The organism is Kitasatospora sp. NPDC094016, from assembly GCF_040304045.1.
Classification (GTDB): Bacteria; Actinomycetota; Actinomycetes; order Streptomycetales; family Streptomycetaceae; genus Kitasatospora.
Genome location: NZ_JBEOUK010000009.1, coordinates 193,491 through 215,302, shown reverse-complemented (window position 1 = coordinate 215,302; position 21,812 = coordinate 193,491). Strand labels below are relative to the sequence as shown.

At 74.2% G+C, this 21,812-nt stretch carries 22 protein-coding genes; 16 read left to right on the top strand and 6 right to left on the bottom strand.

All coding sequences use genetic code 11. The annotated features are described in order from the left end of the window. Positions 1-110: 110 nt before the first annotated feature. Complete coding sequence (locus ABT015_RS12320) at positions 111-1,280, bottom strand: AI-2E family transporter (RefSeq protein ID WP_350878752.1); 1,170 nt, start codon at positions 1,278-1,280, stop codon at positions 111-113. A 504-nt stretch (positions 1,281-1,784) separates the two neighbouring features. Here ABT015_RS12320 and ABT015_RS12315 point away from each other — a divergent pair. Then, positions 1,785-2,207: an STAS domain-containing protein gene (locus ABT015_RS12315; RefSeq protein WP_350878749.1), complete on the top strand. Its 423-nt coding sequence runs from the start codon at positions 1,785-1,787 to the stop codon at positions 2,205-2,207. A 12-nt stretch (positions 2,208-2,219) separates the two neighbouring features. Further along, the gene (locus tag ABT015_RS12310; RefSeq protein WP_350878746.1) at positions 2,220-2,726 is read left to right on the top strand and encodes an ATP-binding protein; all 507 of its coding nucleotides are present in this window, start codon (positions 2,220-2,222) and stop codon (positions 2,724-2,726) included. Positions 2,727-2,770: 44 nt separating this feature from the next. Here ABT015_RS12310 and ABT015_RS12305 read toward each other — a convergent pair whose 3' ends face one another. Further along, positions 2,771-3,019 (bottom strand): hypothetical protein, encoded by a 249-nt coding sequence (locus tag ABT015_RS12305; protein ID WP_350878745.1) that lies wholly within the window; start codon positions 3,017-3,019, stop codon positions 2,771-2,773. A 10-nt stretch (positions 3,020-3,029) separates the two neighbouring features. Further along, positions 3,030-3,353, bottom strand: coding sequence for a plasmid stabilization protein (locus tag ABT015_RS12300; protein WP_350878744.1), 324 nt, complete (start codon positions 3,351-3,353; stop codon positions 3,030-3,032). Positions 3,354-3,650: 297 nt separating this feature from the next. Here ABT015_RS12300 and ABT015_RS12295 point away from each other — a divergent pair, with 297 nt between their 5' ends. The 9 genes from ABT015_RS12295 (at position 3,651) to ABT015_RS12255 (ending at position 13,896) form a co-directional block, all read left to right on the top strand. Further along, positions 3,651-4,649: a SigB/SigF/SigG family RNA polymerase sigma factor gene (locus ABT015_RS12295; RefSeq protein ID WP_350878743.1), complete on the top strand. Its 999-nt coding sequence runs from the start codon at positions 3,651-3,653 to the stop codon at positions 4,647-4,649. 103 nt (positions 4,650-4,752) lie between these two features. Further along, positions 4,753-4,911 carry a hypothetical protein gene (locus tag ABT015_RS12290; protein ID WP_350878742.1) on the top strand — a complete coding sequence of 53 codons (159 nt, stop codon included), beginning with the start codon at positions 4,753-4,755 and terminating at the stop codon, positions 4,909-4,911. Next, positions 4,908-5,270, top strand: a complete 363-nt coding sequence (locus ABT015_RS12285) for an STAS domain-containing protein (protein WP_350878741.1) — start codon at positions 4,908-4,910, stop codon at positions 5,268-5,270. Before ABT015_RS12290 ends, ABT015_RS12285 begins: the two co-directional genes overlap by 4 nt. A 182-nt stretch (positions 5,271-5,452) precedes the next feature. Next, positions 5,453-8,719 (top strand): hybrid sensor histidine kinase/response regulator, encoded by a 3,267-nt coding sequence (locus ABT015_RS12280; RefSeq protein WP_350878738.1) that lies wholly within the window; start codon positions 5,453-5,455, stop codon positions 8,717-8,719. After that, positions 8,716-11,106, top strand: coding sequence for a PP2C family protein-serine/threonine phosphatase (locus tag ABT015_RS12275; RefSeq protein ID WP_350878736.1), 2,391 nt, complete (start codon positions 8,716-8,718; stop codon positions 11,104-11,106). Before ABT015_RS12280 ends, ABT015_RS12275 begins: the two co-directional genes overlap by 4 nt. Positions 11,107-11,246: 140 nt before the next feature. After that, positions 11,247-11,675, top strand: coding sequence for a hypothetical protein (locus ABT015_RS12270; protein WP_350878734.1), 429 nt, complete (start codon positions 11,247-11,249; stop codon positions 11,673-11,675). Between the two features lie 101 nt (positions 11,676-11,776). Then, positions 11,777-12,202, top strand: a complete 426-nt coding sequence (locus ABT015_RS12265) for an ATP-binding protein (protein WP_350878731.1) — start codon at positions 11,777-11,779, stop codon at positions 12,200-12,202. Positions 12,203-12,455: 253 nt separating this feature from the next. Beyond that, positions 12,456-13,316 carry a YhjD/YihY/BrkB family envelope integrity protein gene (locus tag ABT015_RS12260; RefSeq protein WP_350878728.1) on the top strand — a complete coding sequence of 287 codons (861 nt, stop codon included), beginning with the start codon at positions 12,456-12,458 and terminating at the stop codon, positions 13,314-13,316. Between the two features lie 121 nt (positions 13,317-13,437). Next, positions 13,438-13,896, top strand: coding sequence for an SRPBCC family protein (locus ABT015_RS12255; RefSeq protein WP_350878726.1), 459 nt, complete (start codon positions 13,438-13,440; stop codon positions 13,894-13,896). Positions 13,897-14,018: 122 nt separating this feature from the next. Here the strand turns inward: ABT015_RS12255 and ABT015_RS12250 are convergent, their stop codons facing one another. Next, positions 14,019-16,181 carry a catalase gene (locus tag ABT015_RS12250; RefSeq protein ID WP_350878723.1) on the bottom strand — a complete coding sequence of 721 codons (2,163 nt, stop codon included), beginning with the start codon at positions 16,179-16,181 and terminating at the stop codon, positions 14,019-14,021. 292 nt (positions 16,182-16,473) lie between these two features. Here ABT015_RS12250 and ABT015_RS12245 point away from each other — a divergent pair, with 292 nt between their 5' ends. The 3 genes from ABT015_RS12245 to ABT015_RS12235 all read left to right on the top strand — a co-directional run bounded on the left by ABT015_RS12245 (position 16,474) and on the right by ABT015_RS12235 (position 17,756). Continuing rightward, positions 16,474-16,803 (top strand): helix-turn-helix transcriptional regulator, encoded by a 330-nt coding sequence (locus tag ABT015_RS12245; protein ID WP_350878721.1) that lies wholly within the window; start codon positions 16,474-16,476, stop codon positions 16,801-16,803. A 166-nt stretch (positions 16,804-16,969) separates the two neighbouring features. Continuing rightward, positions 16,970-17,479 (top strand): STAS domain-containing protein, encoded by a 510-nt coding sequence (locus ABT015_RS12240; protein WP_350878719.1) that lies wholly within the window; start codon positions 16,970-16,972, stop codon positions 17,477-17,479. Positions 17,480-17,519: 40 nt separating this feature from the next. Further along, positions 17,520-17,756 carry a DUF6296 family protein gene (locus ABT015_RS12235; RefSeq protein ID WP_350878716.1) on the top strand — a complete coding sequence of 79 codons (237 nt, stop codon included), beginning with the start codon at positions 17,520-17,522 and terminating at the stop codon, positions 17,754-17,756. 239 nt (positions 17,757-17,995) lie between these two features. Here ABT015_RS12235 and ABT015_RS12230 read toward each other — a convergent pair whose 3' ends face one another. Beyond that, entirely contained in the window at positions 17,996-19,483 is a 1,488-nt protein-coding gene (locus ABT015_RS12230; RefSeq protein ID WP_350878714.1) for an FAD-dependent monooxygenase, read from the bottom strand. Positions 19,484-19,551: 68 nt separating this feature from the next. Here ABT015_RS12230 and ABT015_RS12225 point away from each other — a divergent pair, with 68 nt between their 5' ends. Further along, a complete protein-coding gene (locus tag ABT015_RS12225; RefSeq protein ID WP_350878712.1) occupies positions 19,552-20,181 on the top strand; it encodes a TetR family transcriptional regulator in 630 nt (209 codons plus the stop codon). 120 nt (positions 20,182-20,301) lie between these two features. Here ABT015_RS12225 and ABT015_RS12220 read toward each other — a convergent pair whose 3' ends face one another. After that, on the bottom strand, positions 20,302-20,532 hold the full coding sequence (locus tag ABT015_RS12220) for a hypothetical protein (protein WP_350878710.1): 231 nt from the start codon (positions 20,530-20,532) through the stop codon (positions 20,302-20,304). On the opposite strand from ABT015_RS12220, the gene ABT015_RS12215 reads away from it, so the two are divergent. Beyond that, positions 20,531-21,769, top strand: a complete 1,239-nt coding sequence (locus ABT015_RS12215; protein ID WP_350878708.1) for an SMI1/KNR4 family protein — start codon at positions 20,531-20,533, stop codon at positions 21,767-21,769. The genes ABT015_RS12220 and ABT015_RS12215 overlap by 2 nt on opposite strands. Positions 21,770-21,812 lie beyond the last annotated feature (43 nt).

Sequence of the window (21,812 nt, the reverse complement as noted above, 5' to 3'; positions counted from 1 at the left end):
CGGGAAGGGAACGGGTCGCGTGCGACTCTGGCGCGAATCCGACCGTTCGGCGGCGACCCCGTAGGTGCAGGGGGTGCCGAGGTGGCGGCGGTGTGGTGCGGTCCGGCCGGTCACCGGGTGTCGCGGCCGGGGGTGGGGCGGTGCGGGTGTCGGTGTTCGGCGGGGTGGTGGGGCGGTTGACCGTGGGGTGCCGTTGGAGGGTTGGTTCGTGGGCCCGGGCGGCGGGGTGGCGGGCCGTGGTCGCGGAGTTCGCAGACCACCGCCCAGGCGACCGACACCACCGGCACGGCCACCACCGCGCCGAGGACACCGGCCAGTACGGCGCCGCCGATCACCGACAGCGCGATCGCCACCGGGTGGATCCGGACGGACCAGCCCATGACCAGCGGGTGCAGCAGGTGGCCCTCGATCTGGCCGATGACCACGATCAGCCCGAGCACCAGCAGCGCGACCAGCGGGCCGCGGGCCGCCAGGGCGACCAGCGCGGCGACGGCCAGCGCGATGGGGGAGCCGATCAGCGGCACGAGCGCCGCGACGAACTCCAGCACGATCAGCGGCAGTACGAGCGGCACCCGCAGGACGGCCAGTGCGACGCCGACCAGCACCGCGTTGGTCGCCGCCACGATCAGCACACCCCGGGTGTAGCCGGCGAAGGTGCGCCACGCGGCGTGCCCCGCACGGTTCCAGGCGGGTCGTGACCGAGCCGGGAGCTGGTGCTGCGCCCAGCACCACATCCGGTCGCCGGAGTGGAGGAAGAACACCGAGCAGAACACCGCGAGTGCCAGGCCGGTGAGCATTTCGACGACCCGGCTCGCCCCGCTGAGCGCGGTGCTGAGCAGCGCCGAGCGGTGGGCGGTGATGAACTCGCTGAGCTTGGCCCGCAGGTCGGTGATGGTGCCGGCGCGCAGATGGAAGGGGGCGCCGGTGAGCAGGTGGTCGATCCGTCCGAGGCCGCCGTGCAGTTCGGTGCCCAGCCGGCCCCACTCGCCGGCGACGGTCGTCCCCACCAGGGCCAGAACGCCGCCCACGACCACGATGGCGCACACGAGGGCCAGCAGGACGGCGATCGAGCGGGGCAGCGCCCGTGCCAGCAGGTCGACGAGCGGCCGCAGGACCGAGGTGATGACCAGCGCCAGGAACACGGCGATGACGGGCAACTGGAGTCGGCCGAGGACGGAGACGGCCAGGTAGGCGGCCACGCCGAGCAGGAGCAGCCGCCAGGTGTACCCGGCGGCGGTCCGCAGCCCGGCCGGCACGCGGCCCTCGGACCCGTCGGACACGACGGGGCGCGCCCGGGGCAGGACCACCCGGGTCGTCGGGTGGCGCCGCCGGGCCGGTCTCGCGCCGTTCACTCGCACGGGCGGCCTCCCTGGCGTCTGCCGGGCTTCGTCCGGCGTCGCGCGGCTACCCGGGCCGACGGGCCGGAAACGGGCGAGGGCACGAAAACGGTGAGGGTGAGGAAACGGGCGGCGGGCCGCGAGCGCTCGCGTTCACAGCCGCGCCGCGAGCGCGACCCGCAGCGCCGCGAGGCCCTGCGGCGCGGGCATGGTGATCGCCTCCTGCTCCCTCACACGTGTAGCCGCCGCGGCTGTGGGCACACGCGGGGCATGGACGAGGAGCGGGTGGTGAGCCCGGGTCTGCCCGGGGCGGCGGTCCTGCCCGGGGCGGTAGCTCTGCCCGGGGTGGCGGTCCGTCCGGCCCGGGCCGTCCGCGCGACCCGACCTGCCGCACGGGATGGTGGTCGCAACCACATGACGCCGCCGCGACCGGACCGGGAGCCCGCCGTGCCACGGCCAGCCGAGCAGCCCAGCGGGGGCGAGGGGGAGCAGCGATCCGGCGGCCTGCGCGTCGCGGTGCGCCGGGAGGGCCGCGCGCGGGTGGGCTCCGTCGAAGGCGAGCTGGACCACGGCAGCGCGAACGGTCTGTGGACGGCGCTCTCCCGGCCGGTGGCCGGGGGCGAGGAACGGATCGTCGTCGATCTCACCGGCCTGCGGTTCTGCGACTCCACGGGGCTGAACCTGCTGCTGCGCGCACGCCTGGACGCCGAGGCGGCCGGTCTGCGGCTGGAACTCGCCGGTCCGAGGCCCGTGGTGGCGAGGCTGTTCGCGATCACGGAGGCCGACACGGTGCTGCGCATCCACCCCGACCTCGACGCCGCTCTGAGGACCGCGGACCCGCCGCAGCGCGGCCGCGACGACGTGGAGTGAGGAGAACCCGGCATGAAGAGCCCCGGGGAAGGAGCGTTGCCGAAGGACTTCGGTCGGAGGAACACGGCTTCCGGCCCGGGGCGGAGCGGCTCCGACCGGACCAGGCGGCTCGTGCTGGCCGGCAGTGAGGGCGCGGTCCAGCGGTCCCGGGACTTCAGCCGTGCGGCGCTGCTCGCCTGGCACTGGCTGCCCGCGCCGGATGTCAGGCGGCTGGCGGCGGCGGAGGACGTCCTGCTGATGGTGTCGGAGCTGGTCACCAACGCGTGCCTGCACGCGCCCGGCGGTCCCCGGGAACTGCGGCTGGGCTGGGACGGCGAGCGGCTGCGGGTGGAGGTCTCGGACGCCAGCCCGGCCGCGCCGCAGCTGCGCCCGTTCGCGGATCCGGGCCGTCCCGGCGGCCACGGCCTGCGGGTGGTAAACCGGCTGGCGCGCGGTTGGGGCTGCCTGCCCGAGGGCGAGGGGAAGCTGGTCTGGCTGGAGGTCGCGGCCCCGGTGGACCCCGGCGCACTCCAGGGCTGAGCGGGGTCCCAGGGCCGAGCGGTGTCTCAGGGCTTAGCGGGGTCTCAGGCCTGACCTGGGTGCGGGACCGGCGGCGGTGCCGGGTCGGGGTCGGAACCGGGGCCCGGGAACGGGTCGGGATCGGGGAAGGGCGGGATCGGCGGCGGTGCCGGGTCGGGGTCCTCGCCCGGCTTCGGGGCGGGGTTCGGGTGGGGGACCGGTTCGGTGTCCGGGCCCGGGGGAGCCGGGACGGTCATCATCACCGGCGTGGTCGTCATCAGAGGTGTGGTCGTCCGCACCGGCGTCGTCCTCATGACACCCTCCTCAACGGCCCAGCGCATGTGACAGCTCGCTCTTGTTCATCTTCGAACGGCCCTTGACGCCGCGCTGCCTGGCCTCGTTGTAGAGCTGGTCGTAGGTCGGGCCCTGGGCCCCCGTGTGCGAGCGCTGCCCGCCGCGGCGGCCGGAGGAGATGTCGTGGATCGAGCTGCGGCTCGCGGTCTTCGACTCGCCGTGCCGGGCGCGTTCCTTGTTCACCGTGCGGGCGGCGATCTCCTCGGCCCGCTTCTCGCTCTCGCCCCGGTCGAGCGCGCTCTCCTTGATGTGCTCGTACTGGCGCTCCCGTTTGGGGCTGGATCCTCGGGGCATGGCGGCGCTCCTTTTCGCGGTGGGAGGGCGTTGCCCGAGCGCGTGTACCCGTGGACAAGGTAATAAACCACCCAAAACATGAATCGGAAGTCGTGTGTCGGGTAGAGAACGCATGACGCGGCCGTGGATCTCAGCCAGTCGCGTCCGCACCCCCGCCGGGTGCCACCGGGACCGTCGCCCGACCAAGCCGGGCTCAGGTCCTCCGGAAAGTCCTCCGGAAAGCAGCCCCGTCGCGTTCGGCGCGAGCCGCTCGCGGCGCCGGGCGTTCGCCCCGATGCCCCAGGAGAGAGAGCCACCGTGTCCACCACGCTGGAAACCGGTCGCCCCACCGACCGTACGGCCGCCCCGCCGTCCGGCCTGCCGCCCGACGTGCCACTGCGCCCGACGGACGCGCAACTGCGCGCGATGGGCAAGTACGAGGCACGCGAACTCAGCGACGCGCTGTTCGAGCGCCTGGCCGCACTCGCCCGCGAAACACACGCGTACAGCTACGTGCGCGGCACGATCATCGAACTCAACATGCCGCTGGTGCGCTTCATCGCCGCCCGCTTCCGGCATCGCGCCGAGGACATGGACGACATCCTCCAGGTCGGCACGATCGGCCTGATCAAGGCCGTCGACGGCTACGATCCGCACCGCGGCGTCGAGTTCGTCACCTACGCCATCCCCACCATCGCCGGTGAGATCAAGCGCTTCTTCCGCGATACCTCCTGGCCGGTCCGGGTCCCGCGCGGCATGCAGGAGCTGTACCTGACCGTCGCCCGCGGATCCGACCGGCTGGAGCAGGAACTCGGCCGCCTCCCGCACCCCGACGAGATCGCCGAGGACCTTCACATCACCGTCGAGGAGGCCACCGAGGGCCTGGTCGCCGGCCGCGTCTACCGGCCCGACTCGCTGGACGCGGCGCGCGAGCAGGACCTCGAAGAGAGCGGCAGCGCCATGCTCGACCGCATGGGGGCCTGCGACCCCGGCATCGAACTCGCGGACTTCCGCACCGCCGTGCGCCCCCTGCTGGCCCGGCTGTCGTGCCGCGATCAGACGGTGCTCAAGCTGCGCTTCTGGGACGGCTGGACCCAGTCCCAGATCGCCGAGCGCATCGGCGTCTCCCAGATGCACGTCTCCCGCCTGCTCACCGCCACCCTCGCCAGCCTGCGCGAGCAGTTGGAGGACCGCGACGCCCCCGGCTGGGCGGACGAACCCGCCGGTCCGGCCGAAGACGGGGGAGCGGACGACGGCGCGGTGAACGACGGCGCGGTGAACGACGAGGAAGCCGCCGCACCCGAGGCGCCGCGCTGATTCACCTCCCTCCCGGGCGTTTCCGGCCCCCCGCAGCGGATAGCCGCGCTGCGGGGGGCCGTCGTGGGCGAAGCGCGATGAAGCGCGATGAAGGAGGAGCACCGTGCTCGACGGCACCCTCGACCCGGCGGGTGGCACCGTCACCTCCGGCGCGGACGGCGCCCCCGGCCACGGGCCTGCGCCTCGCACCCGCCAGGGCGGACGCGTACCGCACGGCGTGAACCGCCCGACCGGCCGCCAACGGAAGGAGCCGACACCATGACCCGCCGACCACCGACCGGCCGTGTCCCGCAGACGGGCGGATTCACGGCACGGGCCCGGCCGTGGGCCGGCGGCACCGTCCTCGCGCTGGACGGCGAACTCGACCTCGACTCGGTCGGCGCCCTGCACACGGCCCTCGACGCGGCCCTGGCCGCGCCGCTGACCGTCATCGTGCTCGACTGCGCGGGCCTGGAGTTCTGCGACTCCACGGGGCTCAACGCGATGTTCCGGGCCCACGCCCGAGCGGCCGCCGAGGGCAGCCGGATCGAACTGGCCCGCCCCCGCCCGCTGGTCCTGCGGATGCTCGAACTGACCGGGGCCGTCGAGGTCTTCGTGCTGCGGGACGCGCCACCGGAGTGAACGCGCGGACGGCGGTCGTGGACGGCCCCCCGGCCCCCCGGCCCGCCGGAGCGACACCTGTCCTGCCTGTCGCCCTTCGCCGTCCGGTGGCACAGTGGGAGCAGGGCGGCGGCCCGCCGCCCCGGGGTCGGGGAGCCCGGTCGGGCATCCCGCCCGTGCGGCGGACCCGGGCGGTGGGACGGATGGACGAGCGGCCGGTACCCGGCGCCGACCCGGCCGAGCAGGCCCTGCGGCACCTGCTCGCCGGGCTGACCGCCGTACGCGACGGGGACTTCGCCACCCGGCTCGCGCCCGAGCAGCCCGGCGTGCTCGGGGAGATCGCGATGGTCTTCAACACCATGGTCGACCAGCTGTCCGCGTTCGCCGGCGAGGTGACCAGGGTCGCCCGCGAGGTCGGCACCGCCGGCAACCTGGGCGGCCAGACCACCGTCAAGGGCGTCAGCGGAGCGTGGAAGGACCTCTCCGACAACGTCAACGTGATGACCTCCAACCTGACCGGCCAGGTCCGCTCGATGTCCGAGGTGGCGACGGCCGTCGCGCGTGGAGACCTGTCCCGGAAGATCACCGTGGAGGCGAAGGGCGAGGTCGCGGCCCTCGCCGACGCGATCAACACCATGGTGGACACCCTGTGCGTCTTCGCCGAAGAGGTGACCAGGGTCGCCCGGGAGGTCGGCACCGAGGGCATCCTCGGCGGCCAGGCCCGCGTCCCCAACGTCGCCGGGACGTGGAAGGACCTCACCGACAGCGTCAACTTCATGGCGCACAACCTCACCAGCCAGGTGCGCAACATCGCCCAGGTCACCACGGCCGTCGCCGGGGGCGACCTCACCCGCAAGATCGACGTGGACGCGCGCGGGGAGATCCTGGAGCTGAAGACGACCGTCAACACGATGGTCGACCAGCTGTCCTCCTTCGCTGCCGAGGTGACCAGGGTCGCCCGGGAGGTCGGCAGCGAAGGCCGGCTCGGCGGCCAGGCCCGGGTGGAGGGCGTCTCCGGCACCTGGAAGCGCCTCACCGAGAACGTCAACGAGCTGGCCGGCAACCTCACCCGGCAGGTCCGCGCGATCGCCGAGGTCACCAGCGCCGTCGCCGCCGGCGACCTCACCCGCTCGATCAGCGTGGACGCCTCCGGCGAGGTCGCCGACCTCAAGGACAACATCAACGCCATGGTCGGCTCCCTGCGCGAGACCACCCGGGCCAACCAGGAGCAGGACTGGCTCAAGACCAACCTCGCCCACTTCTCCGCCGCCATCCAGGGCAGGCGGGGCATCCGGGCCGTCGCCGAGATGATCACCGACGAACTGACACCCCTGGTCGGCGCCCAGTACGGCGCCTTCTACCTCGCCGAGGAGACCGCCGACGGCCCCGCACTCGCCCTGATCAGCGCCTACGGCCGCCCGGTCGGGGACACACCGCCGCAACGGCTGCGCCCGGGCGAATCCCTGCTCGGCCAGGCCGCCCGCACCCGGCGCACCATCGCCGTGGACGACCTGCCACCCGGCTACGCCGTCATCTCCTCCGGCTCCGGTGCCGCCGACGCCCGCTCGCTCGTGATCCTGCCGATCGCCCTGGAGGAATGGCTGCTCGGCGTCCTGGAGTTCGCCTCCGTCCACCCGTTCACCCCGGTCCACCGCGACTTCCTGACGCGGTTCGCCGAGTCCTGCGGCGTCAACATCGGCACGCTGCTCGCCAACGCCCGCACCGACGAACTGCTCGCCGAGTCCCAGCACCTCACCGCCGAACTCCGGGCCCGCTCCGAAGAGCTCCAGGAAGGGCAGGAGGAACTACGGCACTCCAACGCGGAACTCGCGGAGAAGGCCGCCCTGCTCGTCCAGCGCAACCGCGACATCGAGGCCAAGAACCTGGAGATCGAACAGGCCCGCCAGGAACTGGAGGAGCGCGCCCGGCAGTTGAGCCTCAGCTCGATGTACAAGTCGGAGTTCCTGGCCAACATGAGCCACGAACTGCGCACCCCGCTCAACAGCCTGCTCATCCTGGCCCAACTGCTCGCCCAGAACTCCACCGGCAACCTGACCCCCAAACAGGTCGAGTACGCGGGCGTCATCCACTCCGCCGGCACCGACCTGCTCCAGCTCATCAACGACATCCTCGACCTCTCCAAGGTCGAGGCCGGGAAGATGGAGCTGGCCCCCGCGCCCTTCGCCGTCCGCGAGCTGCTGGAGTACGTCGAGTCGACCTTCAAACCGCTCGCCGACCAGAAGGGCCTCGCCTTCGAGGTCGAGGTCGACCACTCGGTGCCGCAGGAACTCGTCACCGACCAGGCCCGACTGCGCCAGGTCCTGCGCAACCTCCTCTCCAACGCCGTCAAGTTCACCGACGTCGGCCGGGTCGGGCTGCGGATCGAGCACGCCGAACGCCCCGACCTGCCGCCCGAGCTCGGCCGCGCGGCCGCAGCGGTGGCGTTCCACGTCGAGGACACCGGCATCGGCATCGACCCCGCCCACCTGGACAGCATCTTCGGCGCCTTCCAACAGGCCGACGGCACCACCAGCCGGCGCTACGGCGGCACCGGCCTCGGGCTGTCGATCAGCCGCGAACTCGCCCGGCTCCTCGGTGGCACCCTCACCGTCCGCTCCTCCGCCGGCCTGGGCAGCCGCTTCACCCTCCACCTGCCACTGGGGCACGTACCGCTGCCGCCGGCCGACCGCCCGCACGTCCTCGTCGTCGAACCCGACCCGCCGGGCCTGCTCACCCTGGTCACCCGCGACGCCACGGACGCGCTGGGCACACCGGAGCAGCCGGTCCGGCTCCACAGCGTCGGGGACGAGGCCGAACTGCGGGCCGCCCTCGGCGCCGGGCGCTACCGCTGCGTCGTCCTCGACCTCGCCCACTCCGGCGAACTGGCGCCCACCCTGCTCGACGTCCTGGCCGACGACACCCCCGTCCTCGGCTACCAGGGCGACGGCCCGAGCGGCCGCTCCGACCCCGCCATCGGCCGGGTCGACCTCATCCACGGCCTGGACGACCTGCGGGAACGCGTGATCCACCTGCTCGGCGGACGGCATCCGGCCGCGCCCGCCGCCGACCCGGACCCGCCCCCCGACGACACGCTCGCCGGGCGCACCGTCCTGATCGTCGACGACGACCTGCGCAACGTCTTCGCCCTGGCCGCCGCCCTCGAACAGCAGGGCCTGACCGTGCTGCACGCCCCCGACGGCCGCGCCGGGCTCGACCTGCTGCGCACCCACCCCGAGACCGACCTCGTGCTGATGGACGTGATGATGCCCGGCCTCGACGGCTACGCCGCGATCGCCGCCATCCGCGCCGACGAGCGCTTCGCCCGCCTGCCGGTCATCGCCGTCACCGCCAAGGCCATGCCGGGGGACCACGACAAGAGCCTCGCCGCCGGCGCCGACGACCACGTCACCAAACCCGTCGACACCCGACACCTGCTCGGCCGGATGCAGCACTGGCTGGACGCGCCATGACCACCGGGCAGGAGCCCCCGGACACCACGGCCCGGGCCCTCGCCGAGACCGTGCGCCGGCTCCAGAGCGCCGCCGCCCGGGTGCGGGCCGACGCCCGCGCCCGCGCCGCCGTCGACCTGGCCACCGGGATCCTGGCCGAGCGCCTCGGCCTGCTGCCCGCCGAAGCCGCCGCCCGCCTCGCCCGGCTGGCCCGGGAGGCCGCCGTGCCCGTGGCGGCCCTGGCCGCCGACATCGCCGGGGTCTCCGGCCAGGCACCCGGGGCGGCCGATCCTGCGCCGCCCGATCCTGCGCCGCCCGACCTCGCGCCGCCCGACCTCGCGCCGCCTGACCACGCGACGCCCGACCACGTGACGCCCGCGCTGGCCGCCGTCTCCGATCTGCAGGGCGTCGCCGAAGCCGTCCTGGAGCAGACGGCGGACGCGCTCGGCGCGCACGCCGTCGTGCTGTGGCTGCGGCTGCCGGGCGGCGCGCTCGCCCTCGCCGCGCACGCCGGGCTGCCCGCCGCCGAGGCCGACGCCTGGAGCCGGGTGCCACCCGGCGTCCCCACCCCGGCCCAGCGCGTGGTGGTCGGCGGCGCGGAGCTGTGGCCCGGTGATCCGGAGGCCGCAGGCCCGTCGGTGGGAGCCGGCTCGGCCCGGGCCGTCCTCCCGCTGATCGACGCAGGCCGCCGCCGGGGCGCGCTGGAGGTCCTGTGGCCCGCACCCGGCCCCGGCCCCGCACCCGGCCCCGGCCCCGAACCCGCCCCCGTACCCGTGCTCGGCGGGCCCCAGCGCCGCCGGCTCCACGCCCTCGCCGACCTCTGCGCGACCCTCCTGGCCGACGCCGACACCGGTGCTTCCGTCCCCGCTTCCGTCCCTGCTCCCGCCCCCGTCCCGCCCGGTGACGACACCGCGCTCCTGGAGGGACTGCCCACCCCCGCCCTGCTGCTGGAGCCGGTCGTCCGCCGAGGAGAGATCGCCGACTTCACGCTCCTGCGCACCAACACGCACTTCCGCGACCCGCTGGGCCGCCCCCGCGACACGCTGGAGGGCGCCTCGCTCCTGGAGGTCTACCCGGCCGCGTGCGCCGGCGGCCTCTTCGAACGGCTGCTCCGGGTGCACGAGACCGGGGCCCCGCTGGCCGGCGAGCGGGTCCGGCTGGTCTTCCAGCAGGGCGGACTCGCGCTTCCCGCCACCGTCCTGCTCGCGGCGGCCCCCGTCGGCGGCCGCGTGCTGGTCGGCTGGCAGAGGGAGACCGCGCGGGCCGGTGAGACCGAGCAGACCGCCCTGGTGCGCCAGGCCCAGCGGCTGGCCCGGGTGGCCGGGTTCGAGGAGTGCCCGGCCGACGGCCGGATCCGCTGGAGCGACGGCCTGCACGAGATCTACGGGCTGGCGCCGGACACCGACCCGGTACCGCTGGCCCAACTCGCCCGGCACGCCCACCCCGACGACGAGCCCGCGATCCGGCGCCTGCTGGACACCGTCCGGCGCCGGCACCGGACCGCCTCCGCCGTCGTCCGCCTGGTCCACCGGGACGGCACCCACCGGTACACCCGGGTGATCGCCGAACCCGTCCTCGACGACGACGGCCGGCTCACCGGTGTGCGCGGCGCCCTCCACGACGTGTCCGCCCAGCACCGTACGGAGGTCGCCCTCGGCGCCACCCGGGCACGCCTGGCCGACAGCGAGCAGGAGACCGCTGACCGCGAGCGACTGGCGCTGCGGCTCCAGCAGGCCATCCTGCCCGCCGCTCCGCCCCCGCTCGGCCCGGCCGGCCTGCGCGCCGCCGTCCGCTACCGCCCCGCCGCCCAGCACGACCGGGTCGGCGGCGACTGGTACGACGTGCTGCTGCTGCCCGACAAGCGGGTGCTGCTCACCGTCGGGGACGTCGCCGGGCACGGCGTCGGCGCGGCCACCGGCATGGTCGCCCTGCGGCACGCGCTGCGCGGCCTCGCCGTCACCGGCGCCGGCCCGGCCCGGATGCTGGAGTGGGCCAACACCGTCGCCCTGCGCGAACCCGGCCAGATCACCGCGACGGCCGTCTGCGTGCTCGTCGACCCGGCCGGCGGCGAACTGCGCTGGGCGCGGGCCGGGCACCTGCCCCCGATCCTGGTCGGAGCGGACGGTGCCCAGGTGCTGCCGCTGCCGCACGGAGTGCTCCTCGGCGCCCTGGACGACGCCCGGTACGAGGAGCACACCGCCCACCTGCCGCCGGGCGACGTCCTGGTCCTCTACACCGACGGGCTGGTCGAACGCCGGGACCGCCCGGTCGAGGAGTCCGTCGACCAGCTGATCCGCGACGCCGGAGCCCCCGGCCCCGACCTGGAGCGCTACCTCGACCGCCTGCTGGACCTCAGCCCCGCCGACACCGACGACGACACCTGCCTGATCGCCGTCCAGAGCCGGTAGCCCCCTCCCCGGTAACGCCCTCACAGTCACCTCGCCCCGAGCGGGAGCGGGCCTGCGAAGCGCGGCGTTAGGCGCGGGCCCGCCCGGGTAGGCGCGACCCTGCGGGGGCGACCGGAACCGAACGACGGAGAGGACTCCCCATGTTGCTGCTAGGACTCGTGCTGATGGCGGCGGCCGGTGCGTTCGCCGGACTGCTGATCGCGGACAACCTCTCCGGCGGGCCCGACTACCAGGCGACGGTGCTGGGCATCCACCTGCCGGCGCTCGACAGCCTGGGCATCTTCCTCGCCGGGCTGGCCCTCGCCCTGCTCTTCTGCCTGGGCCTGGCCCTGATGGTGATGACGGCCCGGCGGTCCCGACGGCACGTCCGGCCGGGCGCGCACCGGGCGGTCCACCAGCGGTCCCAACCGGTGGTGCGGCCGGACCCGCCCGAGCGGTCCCTCCGGCCCGACGAGGGCGAGCAGCCCGCGCCGCCGGAGGAACGCGCCGCCCAGCAGGACGGCCGGGACGTCGGCCTGCCGGTCGAGCCCCCGCGCGGCGGCCGGCGCCGCCACCTGTTCGGCCACTGAGCTGTTCGGCCACTGAGGCGCCGGAGGCGCCGCGACGCCCCCCGCAGCCGATCCCACGACGACCACGGGCCCCCACCGGGCCGGGGAAAGGACGCGACCGCATGACCGGACCACGGCCTTCCCTCGGACACCCGTTCCCCACGAGGCCGTGGGCGCAGCGGCTGCCGCTCCGGGCCCACCCCGGAGCGGCAGCCGACGCCCGGGCCTTCACCGCCGAGTTCCTGGCCGACGTCGGTGACCCGCTGCTGGTCGCCGACGCCGTCCTGCTGGTCTCCGAACTCGTCGGCAACGCCCTGCGCCACGCCGGCGAGCCCGGGACGCTGCTCCTGATCCGCGCCACCGGCCGGCTGCGGATCGAGGTCAGCGACTCCAGCCCGCACCCGCCGCTGCCCCGGGCCCCGCACCCCCCGGACGAGCCGGGAGGCCTCGGCCTGTTCCTGCTGAGCCGGCTCACCCTGCGCTGGGGCTGGCACCCGTCGGGGCCGGGCAAGACGGTGTGGTGTGACCTGCGGCTGCCCGCGGGCTGACGGCCTGTCCGGCGCCTGGCGGGCGGGTGTTCCGCGTCCGGGAGGAGTGGTGTCCGCGCGCGACCACCCGGCGGCACCGGGCGCCGGTCGCGCCGCCGGAGCGCCGGACGCGCCCCTCGCGGTGGCATCCTGACGGGGCAGGTCCGTCCGTGGGCGTCGAGCACAGCGAGGATCCAGTGGCCGTGAACCGACCGTCGCCGTCCCCGTCCCCGTCCCAGTCCCAGTCGTCTCCGCCGTCCCCGCCGTCCCCGCCGTGGCGGTCCCCGTCGCCGCCGTCGCCGTGCGGCGTGCTGGGTTGAGCGGCGTGCGCCGCCACAGCCGGCTGGTGGAGATCGCCCGCAGCTGGTGGCAGGTCCTGCGGGCGGCCGTCGTCGGCGTGTGGGAACACGGCCGCACCATCGAACTGCTCCAGCGCTCGATGGCCTTCGCGGCGCTCTTCTTCGTGACCCTGGTGCCGCTGCTGATCGTCATCGCGGCGGCCTTCCCCGCGCGCGGCAGCGGGATCTCCGAGTGGATCACCGACGGCCTCGGCCTGAGCGGGCCCGGCGCCGATGCCGTCCACCGGCTCTTCGCCTCCCGGGGCCAGGTGCTCAGCACGACCACGGGCTTCGGCCTGGCCGCGCTGGCGGTCTTCGGGGTCTCGTTGATGGCGTCCGTCCAGGGCGTGTACGAGCGGGTGTGGGAACTCGACCGCGGCCCCTGGCACGCCGTCTGGCGCCAGACCCTCGGCCTGGCCGGGCTGATCGGGTACATCGTGCTGGCCGCCTCCAGCGGCATGCCCTGGCACCACTCGTCCGTCCAGCCCTCCTTCCGCATCGCGGTCTCGACCGTCGGCGGCCTCCTGCTGTTCTGGTGGCTCCAGCACCTGCTGCTGGCCGGACGCGTCCCGCCGAGGCAGCTGCTGCCCGGAGCCGTCGCGACCATGGTGGCGCTGGCGGGCCTGCGGCTCTTCTCCCGGCTGGTCTTCGCCCCGCTGCTGGTGTCCAACGCGGTCTCCTACGGGACGGTCGGGACGGTGCTGATCGTCCAGTCCTGGCTGATCGGCGTCGGCTACACCGTCTACGGCGGCGCGCTGGCCGGGCGCGCCGTGGTCCAGGCCCGCCGCACGTCGTAGCGCCGGCGCCGGGCAGGGCGGCCGGTGCCGCGGCGTGCGGGTGGGTTAGGGCGCGGCGCAGCGGGCAGGCGCGCGGGCGGCCGGGAAGGGCTCGGCCACCGCACACGTGAGGAGGCCCCAGATGAGCATGGTGAAGGAGACGGTCGACGTCGACGTGCCGCTGCACGCCGCGTACAACCAGTGGACCCAGTTCGAGGAGTTCCCGCGCTTCATGGAGGGCGTCGACGCGGTGACCCAGCTGGACGAGCGCCACAACCACTGGCGGACCAGCATCGGCGGCGTCACCCGCGAGTTCGACACCGAGATCATCGACCAGCTGCCCGACGAGCGGATCGCCTGGCGCACGACGGACGGCGACGTGCGGCAGAAGGGCGTCGTCACCTTCCAGGAACTGGACGACCGGCACACCCGGATCAACCTGGCCATCAACTTCCAGCCGGAGGGGATGGCCGAGAAGACCGGCGACATGCTGGGCATGGTCGACCGCAGGGTCAAGGGGGACCTCCGGCGCTTCAAGGACTTCATCGAGGACCAGGGCCGGGAGCAGGGCGCCTGGCGAGGCCGGATCACCCCCGGCTGAGCCTCGTCACCTGTTCACGCCCCTGACCACACCCCCTGACCACACCCCCTGACCACACCCCCTGGCGGCGGCCCCGGCCCGGACGTCCGGGCCGGGGCCGCCGTTGCGGTGTCGGCGCGGTGTCAGCGCTCCGGGAAGCGGTGCTGCTCGACCAGCCGGGCGAAGCCGTCCCACAGGGCCGGATCCGTCGACTCCTGCGGGTCGTGGAGCGCGACGCCGGCCAGGCCCCCGGGCGCGTCGTGACCGCCCGCCCGGGCCAGTTCGACGCCGGAGCCGAGCAGCGCCGCCGGCTTGCCGTGGCGCAGCGCCTCGGCGAGGAAGCGGACGGCGTCCGGATCGGCGGCCAGCGCGGGCCCGACGCCGTCCGGAACCACCACCGCGTCGTACAGCACCGAGGCGGTGGTGGGCAGCGGGCGGTCCACCGGCAGAGGGTCACCGCCACGCGCGGCCACGTGACCGCCGTGCGCGGCCAGCGTCTCCACCACGGCGCCCTGCGCGCCCAGCCGCTCGTGCGCGGCCCTCACCTGGCCGCCGTCGACCCCGGGCGCGGCCAGCACGGCGACCTTGCGGGTACGGATGCCGCTGCCGCGCAGATTCTCCAGGCTGAGCGCGGGGGAGACCCGGGGGCCCGCCGCCTCGCCGCCCTTCGCCGCCGCCCGGTCCCCGGGCGTCGGCTCCGGCTCGGGCAGGCCGATGCGCCGGGCGACCTCCGCCGCCAGGCCGGGGTCCACGCGCACCAGGTTGCCGACCATCCGGCGCCGCACCTCCTCGTCGCCCACCTTGCCGAGCTCGAACGCGAACGCGGCGGTGATGTGCCGTTGCTCCCAGCCCGCCATGCTGCGCCAGAACAGCGCGGCCTGGCTGTAGTGGTCGGCGAAACTGGGGCTGCGCCGCCGGATCGCCCTGCCGTTGACCCGTTCCTGGTAGTGCTGGAACACCCCCTCCGGCAGGTGGCCGCCGCCCATGGTGAACGGGCAGCCGCCGCCCACCGAGTTCGGTGCGTAACTCGTCCCCGAGTGGACGGCCTGCTGGCCGTAGCCGTCGCGGTGGTTGGTCCGCACGTCGGCCAGCGGGCGGTTGACGGGCAGCTGGCCGAAGTTGGGGCCGCCCAGGCGGATCAGCTGGGTGTCCAGGTAGGAGAAGTTGCGGCCCTGGAGCAGCGGGTCGTTGGTGAAGTCGATCCCGGGCACCACGTTGGCGGTGTGGAAGGCCACCTGCTCGGTCTCGGCGAAGAAGTTCTGCGGGTTGCGGTCGAGGACCATCCGCCCCACCGGGCGCACCGGCACCAGTTCCTCCGGGATCAGCTTCGTGGGGTCCAGCAGGTCGAAGGGGAAGGCGAACTCGTCCTTCGCCGTGACCAGTTGGACACCGAGCTCCCACTCGGGGAAGTCCCCCGCGGCGATCGCCTCCCACAGGTCCCGGCGGTGGAAGTCCGGATCCCGCCCGGCGGTGATCTGGGCCTCGTCCCACACCTGGGAGCAGACGCCGAGCCGCGGCCGCCAGTGGAACTTGACGAACGTGCCGCGCCCGTCCCGGTTCACCAGGCGGAAGGTGTGCACACCGAAGCCCTGCATCATCCGGTAGCTGCGCGGGATGGCCCGGTCGGACATCACCCACATCAGCATGTGGGTGGACTCGGGCTGGAGCGAGCAGAAGTCCCAGAAGGTGTCGTGCGCGGAGGCGCCGGTGGGGATCTCGTTCTGCGGTTCGGGCTTCACCGCGTGGACGAAGTCCGGGAACTTGACGGCGTCCTGGATGAAGAACACCGGCATGTTGTTGCCCACCAGGTCGTAATTGCCGTGCCGGGTGTAGAACTTGGTGGCGAAGCCGCGGACGTCCCGTACGGTGTCGGCGGAGCCGCGCGGGCCCTGCACGGTCGAGAAACGTACGAACACCGGGGTGCGGCGCCCGGCCTCCTGGAGGAAGTCGGCGCAGGTGAACCCGGCGAGCGACTCGTACGGTTCGAAGAAGCCGTAGGCGCCGGCGCCGCGGGCGTGCACCACGCGTTCGGGGATGCGCTCGTGGTCGAAGTGGGTGAGCTTCTCGCGGAGGTGGAAGTCCTCCAGCAGGGTGGGGCCGCGGTCGCCGACGATGAGCGAGTTGTCGGTGTCGTCGACGCGCACACCCTGGTCGGTGGTGAGCGGGCCGTCCGGGTCGGGGGCGCGGAAGGCGTCGAGTGCGGCGTCCTTGGCGTCCTTGGCGTCGGTGGTGTCGGTGGTGTCCGTGGGGTCGGGTCCGGGGTCGGCGGGCGGCTCGGGCTGGGGGGTTTCGGGGTTGATGGGCATGTCGCGGTCTCCGTCCTGGGAACGGCGCGGGGCGGCCGGGCCGCCGGCCCCTGGCTCGTGTCGGCCGGGCGGCTGCCCGATGGGTGGCGCGGCAAACCGCGTGCGAGTGGCCGTCGGTGCCGTGGCAGGAGGTCAGCGGTGTCGGGCAGAGGCGTGCGACGTTTGAGCGCGGTGTTTGAGCGCGGTGTTTGCGCGCGGTGTTTGACGGAGGGATATCGGGGGACACGCCAGGGTCGGGACGGGAAGCCTCTGAGTGAGGAGAAAAGCGGGAAGGAGCAGGCGAATTCCTCTCATGTCTCAGCCAACGCGACCGCCCTATCCTGAGGGCGTGGAAGAGCAGCAGGCCATCGGGCGCCAGTGGACGTTCCTGACCAATCACGCGCGCGTCCTGGTGCAGATCGCCCGGGACCCGGGCATCAGGGTGCGTGACATCGCGACCAGCTGCCTGCTGACCGAGCGAGCGGTCCAGCGGATCATCGTCGACCTCGAAGAGGCGGGCTACCTCAGCCACCGCCGGGTCGGGCGCTCCAACGTCTACCGCGTCATCGACGGCAAGCAGCTGCGCCACCCCGCCGACAGCGGCCCGACGCTGGCGGAACTGCTGGCCGTCCTGCTGCGCTGACCGCGCCGCCGGTGACATGCCGATGGCCCGCCGATGGCCCGCACGACCGAACCCGATTGCACGCATTGCCATTGACGAATTCCCGTTCACGTATCGGTTGACGTGAGAAGGGATTCGGCAGACGCTGGAGACGTCGTCCCGTGGCTCACAGGCAGGAGAAGAGACCATGCGCGGTAAGCCGCCCGTGGCGCGCCCCGCCGCCCCGACCCCGACTCCTCCACCCCCCACGTCGCCCCCGGAGCCCCCGGCCGGCGGGATCCTGCCCGCGGACCTGCACGTCGCCGAGGGCCTGCTGGTCCGGCTCGCCGTGGAAGGGGACCGGGTCCGTGCGACGGTCCGCGGCGAGATCGACCTCGACGTCGTCGGCAGTCTGGACGAGACGCTCGGACGCGCGCTGCGAGCCAGCGGTACCGGGCTCGACGTCGACCTGTCCGCCGTCCCCTTCTGCGACAGCTCCGGCCTCAACCTCCTGCTGGGCCTGCGCAGCACCGCGCACCGCACCGGCCGCACCCTCGCGATCGCCGCGGCCAGCACCCAGGTCGAGCGCCTGCTCGCGATGACCGAGACGACCGGCCTCTTCACCCCCGTCGTCACTGAACGCCCCGCAGCCACCGAACGCCCCGCAGCCACCGAACGCCCCGCCGACCCCCCGCACACCGAGAACGCAGCTCCCTGACCGCACGCGGGCCACCCCGCACCACCGCAAGCCGAGAACCATGGACCCCGTCCGCCGCTACGCCATCGCCCTGCCCGGCGCGCCCGGCGCCCACGCCGCAGCGCATACCGTCATCGTGCACCTCACCGACCAACTGGGCCCCGCGCGCGAGCCCGTCTACGAGGACGCCACCGGCCTGTTCCGCGTCCAGATCCGGGGCACCACCGCGGAAGTCCTCGCCGCGCCGGCCGAGTACGGAACCGTCCACCCCTGCCTGGAAGCCGTCCCCATGCCCTGACCGCACTCCGGGCCGTCGGCCATCCCGGCGGGCGTGGGGGTGTCCGTCGCGCCTGAAACCGTCCCGCCGCAGGCCGGTCCACCCGTGCCGCTGCCGCGCGCCGGGGCTGGGAGGACACGTTCTTCCAGGGGAAAACAAGAACAGTTCCATGGCGCGGCTCACCGCCGCCTCGGTGTCGAACAACGGCGGGTTCGTCGGTGCACCGTGAGCTACAACGTACCGACGAACCCGCCGGGGCCTCAGCCGAACCAGCGGGCGAGGGCCGTGTCGAGCGGGGTGCCGTCGGTGTCGGTCCAGGCGAGGTAGCCGTCGGGGCGGACCAGGAGGGCGCCGGCGCCGTCCACGTCCTCGTCGGTCTTCGCCATGACGTGCTCGACCCGGTCGGACCGGTCGCCGACCGACCGCCGCTTGCCGTCGAGGGTGAGCAGCAGGCCCCGGCCGGAGTGCATCAGCCGGCTCGCCCGGGTCGGGCCGTCCTCGGTGGTCAGGTCCAGGTCGATCAGCCGGGGGCCGACGCCGGGGTACCGGAGGTCCAGGCCGGACATCATGCCCGAGACGTACCGGTTGGTGTCGGGCAGGCCCAGCAGCTCGGTCACGAGCTCGCGGACCGTGCCGAGCTCCTCGTCCCCGCCGGGATTCATGATCACGGCCTGGGCCCGGGTGTGGCGCAGCACGCGTGCGGCGACGGGGTGCCGCTCCTCGTGGTAGCTGTCGAGCAGACCCTCGGGCGCCCAGCCGCGGATCGTGCCGGCGAGCTTCCAGCCCAGGTTGACCGCGTCCTGAAGGCCCAGGTTCACGCCCTGGCCGCCGATCGGCATGTGGATGTGCGCCGCGTCCCCGGCGAAGAACACCCGGCCCTCGCGGTAGCGCTCGACCTGGCGGACGGCGTCGCCGAACCGGGAGGCGGCGCGCAGTTCGCCCAGTTCGGTGTCGGGGCCGTACACGGCGTGCAGCGCCTCGCGGACCTCGTCGGCCGAGACCGGCGTCTCGCGGTCCGGGCCCTGTCCGGAGAGCCTGCCGAACAGCATCCGGTACAGGTCCGGGCCGATGGGGTGCAGGATCGAGTGGAAGCCGCCGCCCACGCGGGTGTACTGGCTGAAGTGCTTGCGCTCGGTGGGGACCGCCTCGGACCGGGAGGCGAGGGTGAGGTCGGCCGCGACGGCGGACATCCGGCGCTCCCGGCCGGGGAAGGGGACGCCCAGCAGCCGGCGGACCGTGCTGTGCCCGCCGTCGCACGCGACGAGGTAGCGGCCGCGGATCTCACCGTCGCGGCCCTGAACCTCACCGTCGCCGGGGGCGCCGTCCGCGTGCCACGAGACCGTGACCCCCTCCGCGTCCTGCGTGACCGCCGTCACCTCGTGGCCGCGGAGCACGGGCACGCCCTGCTCGCCGAGGAACCGTTCGAGGTGGGCCTCCAGCCGGACCTGCGGAACGTTGACCGGGTGGGGGTACCGGGTGCGCCAGGGCCGGCAGTCCAGCTCGACCGGCAGGGTGGCGAAGTGCCCGCCGGTGGTCTTGTCCGACGGACCCTGCGCGAGCAGCGGCTCCAGCAGCCCGCGCAGGTCGAGCACTTCGGCGGTGCGCGGCTGGAGCCCGCCGGCCCGGGACTGGGTGTTGGGGGTGCGCTGCTTCTCGACGACGACGGCCGGCACCCCGGCCAGCGTCAGCTCGTAGGCCAGCATCAGCCCGGTCGGGCCCGCCCCCACCACGATGACCTCGGTTCGCACGATGACCTCCCGAAAGACGAAACTGAGTGCAAATCTGCACTCAGTCTACCACAAGGTAGACTGAGTGCATGAATCAGCAGATGGGCCTGCGGGAACGCAAGAAGGAACGCACTCGGGAGACGATCGCGGCGACGGCGATCCGCCTCTTCCTCGACCGGGGCTTCGACCAGGTCTCGATCACCGAGATCGCGGAGGCGGCGGAGGTCTCCCGGCGGACCCTCTTCGCGTACTTCCCGACGAAGGAAGACCTCGTACTCCAGCGGTTCGCCGACCACGAGAGCGAAGCGGCCCGGACGGTGCGCGCCCGGCCGGCCGGCCAGCCGCCGCTGGAGGCGCTGCGCGCGGCCGTGCTCGACGCCCTGGCGCGCCGCGACCCGAACACCGGCCTGTGCGACGACCCGGAGGTGATGGCCTTCCTCCGCATGATCGTCCAGACCGAGAGCCTGGCGGCACGGATCGTCCGCTACGCGGCACGCGGCAGCGACGAGCTGGCCGAGGCACTGCTGGAGGCCGGCGTCGACCCGCTCGACGCCCGTCTCGTCGCCACCCAGGTGATCGTGGTGCAGCGGGAACTGGCGGTCATGAACCAGGAACGCCTGGCCGACGGCACGTCCGCCGACGACCACTACCCGGAGGCCGTCCGCGCCGCCGAGCGGGCCTTCGCCCTGCTGCGCGACGGACTGGGGCGGCAGGGGTAGGGCCTGCGTGCGGTGGCCAGGCGCTTTCGGCGTCCGGCGTGGTCCGGCCGTTCCCGCCGACGGGGCCGGCCGGGCCGGGTGGGCTGTCGGCGGGGGGCGTCATAATCGCCACTGCCGTGATCACCGGATCTGCTGGAGGCCCTCGTTGCTCTCGTCGTCGTCGTCGTCGTCCTCGTCGCCCCCGTCGTCCTCGCTGCACGACTTCGCGACCTGGGAGCCCCTGCTGCGGCTCCTGCGGACGGACCACGCGCAGGCGCTCGCCGTGCCGGGCGGCGAGGTGTCGGGGCTGATCGGTCGGCAGGGGTGGAGCGTGCCGGTGAGGATGCGGTTCCCGGGGCCCGGTCGCGCCATGCTGGTGTCCGACAACCAGGAGGCGCACGACGCGATCGACCGCGTCCGGGCCGCGCTCACCGAGGCCGGGATCGGCGATGTCGCCTTCGCCGCGGAGATCCCGCCGAGCGGGAAGGCGGTGCTCCACCTGTTCGACCATGGCCCGGCCGTCGACCCGGGCATCGGCAACGCCCACCCGGGCGCGCTCACCCTGATCGAGGGCGCGGTGCCCGAGCCGTGGCGGCGCCTGCCCGAGCCGGTGCCCGGGGCGAGGCCGGCCCCGTCCGTGGACCTGGAGGTGCTGGAGCGGACGCTGCGCGAGCGGGCACCCGACGAGACCGGTGCCACCGAGGAGGAGATCGCCGCCGCGGAGGCCCGCCTGGGTGTGGCGCTGCCCGAGGAGATCAAGGTGCTCTACCGGGTGACCGCCGCGCGGTGGTGGGAGCACTCGGAGCACGACGACACCGTCGAGGAGCGCTTCCAGGCGTCGGAGCGCGTCGGCGACGCGCTCGGCTTCGACCTGAACTCCCTGGACGGGCTCGTCACCGACGACCGCGCGCGCTCCTCGTTCCGTTGGGAGCACGCGGCGACGGAGGCGTGCGTCACCTCGCCCGACGCCGCCGTGCAGGACCTGGTCGGTTCGCCCGGGTGGGTCGTCATCGGTGACACCGGCGGCGGGGACCTGGTGGTCGTCGACCTGACCCCCGGCCCCGGCGGCCACCTCGGGCAGCTCATCGTCCTCGACCACGAGCGGAGCGTCGGCGCATGCCTGTTCGCCGAGTCCCTCACCGACCTGGTGCGGGACCCGGACCGGACCTGGTACTCCGGCCGGGGCCGGGACCTGACGTCGGTGGTGGCGAGGCTCCACGGCGAGGTCCCCGACAGCGTCGAGGCGGCGGCCCACCCCGACCTGGAGGTCCTGACCCTCGGAGGGTGGCGCGGCGAACCGGTCAGTCTGACCCCTCTCGTCGGGCTGCCCCGGCTCCGCACCCTCCGCGCCGGCCCCGGCGCGCTCGCCGACCCCCGGGAGGTCGCCCGGCTGACCGGACTGGAGTTCCTGGAGCTGACCCCGGAGGACTGGCGCTGCCTCCTCGACGCCGGCGCCGTCCCGCGCGGCCTGTCGGCCGCCGCCATCGAGGCCCCGAGCGACCACGACCTGTGCCCGATCATGGCCCTCGCGAACGAACTCCTCGCCCTCTGGGAGCGCCCCCTGATCACGGAGACCGTCATCGGGGGCGACCTCGGCCCCCTGCCGTAGCCGCGCCGCGGATCTCGTGTGCCCGGGAGAGCGAGGCGCCCCT

Coding starts and splice junctions, on each gene's coding strand:
- ABT015_RS12310 (WP_350878746.1), top strand. CDS start 2,220: ATGAAGAGCCCCGGGGAAGGAGCGTTGCCGAAGGACTTCGGTCGGAGG.
- ABT015_RS12305 (WP_350878745.1), bottom strand. CDS start 3,019: ATGAGGACGACGCCGGTGCGGACGACCACACCTCTGATGACGACCACG.
- ABT015_RS12300 (WP_350878744.1), bottom strand. CDS start 3,353: ATGCCCCGAGGATCCAGCCCCAAACGGGAGCGCCAGTACGAGCACATC.
- ABT015_RS12285 (WP_350878741.1), top strand. CDS start 4,908: ATGACCCGCCGACCACCGACCGGCCGTGTCCCGCAGACGGGCGGATTC.
- ABT015_RS12280 (WP_350878738.1), top strand. CDS start 5,453: ATGGACGAGCGGCCGGTACCCGGCGCCGACCCGGCCGAGCAGGCCCTG.
- ABT015_RS12275 (WP_350878736.1), top strand. CDS start 8,716: ATGACCACCGGGCAGGAGCCCCCGGACACCACGGCCCGGGCCCTCGCC.
- ABT015_RS12270 (WP_350878734.1), top strand. CDS start 11,247: ATGTTGCTGCTAGGACTCGTGCTGATGGCGGCGGCCGGTGCGTTCGCC.
- ABT015_RS12265 (WP_350878731.1), top strand. CDS start 11,777: ATGACCGGACCACGGCCTTCCCTCGGACACCCGTTCCCCACGAGGCCG.
- ABT015_RS12255 (WP_350878726.1), top strand. CDS start 13,438: ATGAGCATGGTGAAGGAGACGGTCGACGTCGACGTGCCGCTGCACGCC.
- ABT015_RS12250 (WP_350878723.1), bottom strand. CDS start 16,181: ATGCCCATCAACCCCGAAACCCCCCAGCCCGAGCCGCCCGCCGACCCC.
- ABT015_RS12245 (WP_350878721.1), top strand. CDS start 16,474: ATGTCTCAGCCAACGCGACCGCCCTATCCTGAGGGCGTGGAAGAGCAG.
- ABT015_RS12240 (WP_350878719.1), top strand. CDS start 16,970: ATGCGCGGTAAGCCGCCCGTGGCGCGCCCCGCCGCCCCGACCCCGACT.
- ABT015_RS12235 (WP_350878716.1), top strand. CDS start 17,520: ATGGACCCCGTCCGCCGCTACGCCATCGCCCTGCCCGGCGCGCCCGGC.
- ABT015_RS12225 (WP_350878712.1), top strand. CDS start 19,552: ATGAATCAGCAGATGGGCCTGCGGGAACGCAAGAAGGAACGCACTCGG.
- ABT015_RS12215 (WP_350878708.1), top strand. CDS start 20,531: ATGCTGGTGTCCGACAACCAGGAGGCGCACGACGCGATCGACCGCGTC.
- ABT015_RS12220 (WP_350878710.1), bottom strand. CDS start 20,532: ATGGCGCGACCGGGCCCCGGGAACCGCATCCTCACCGGCACGCTCCAC.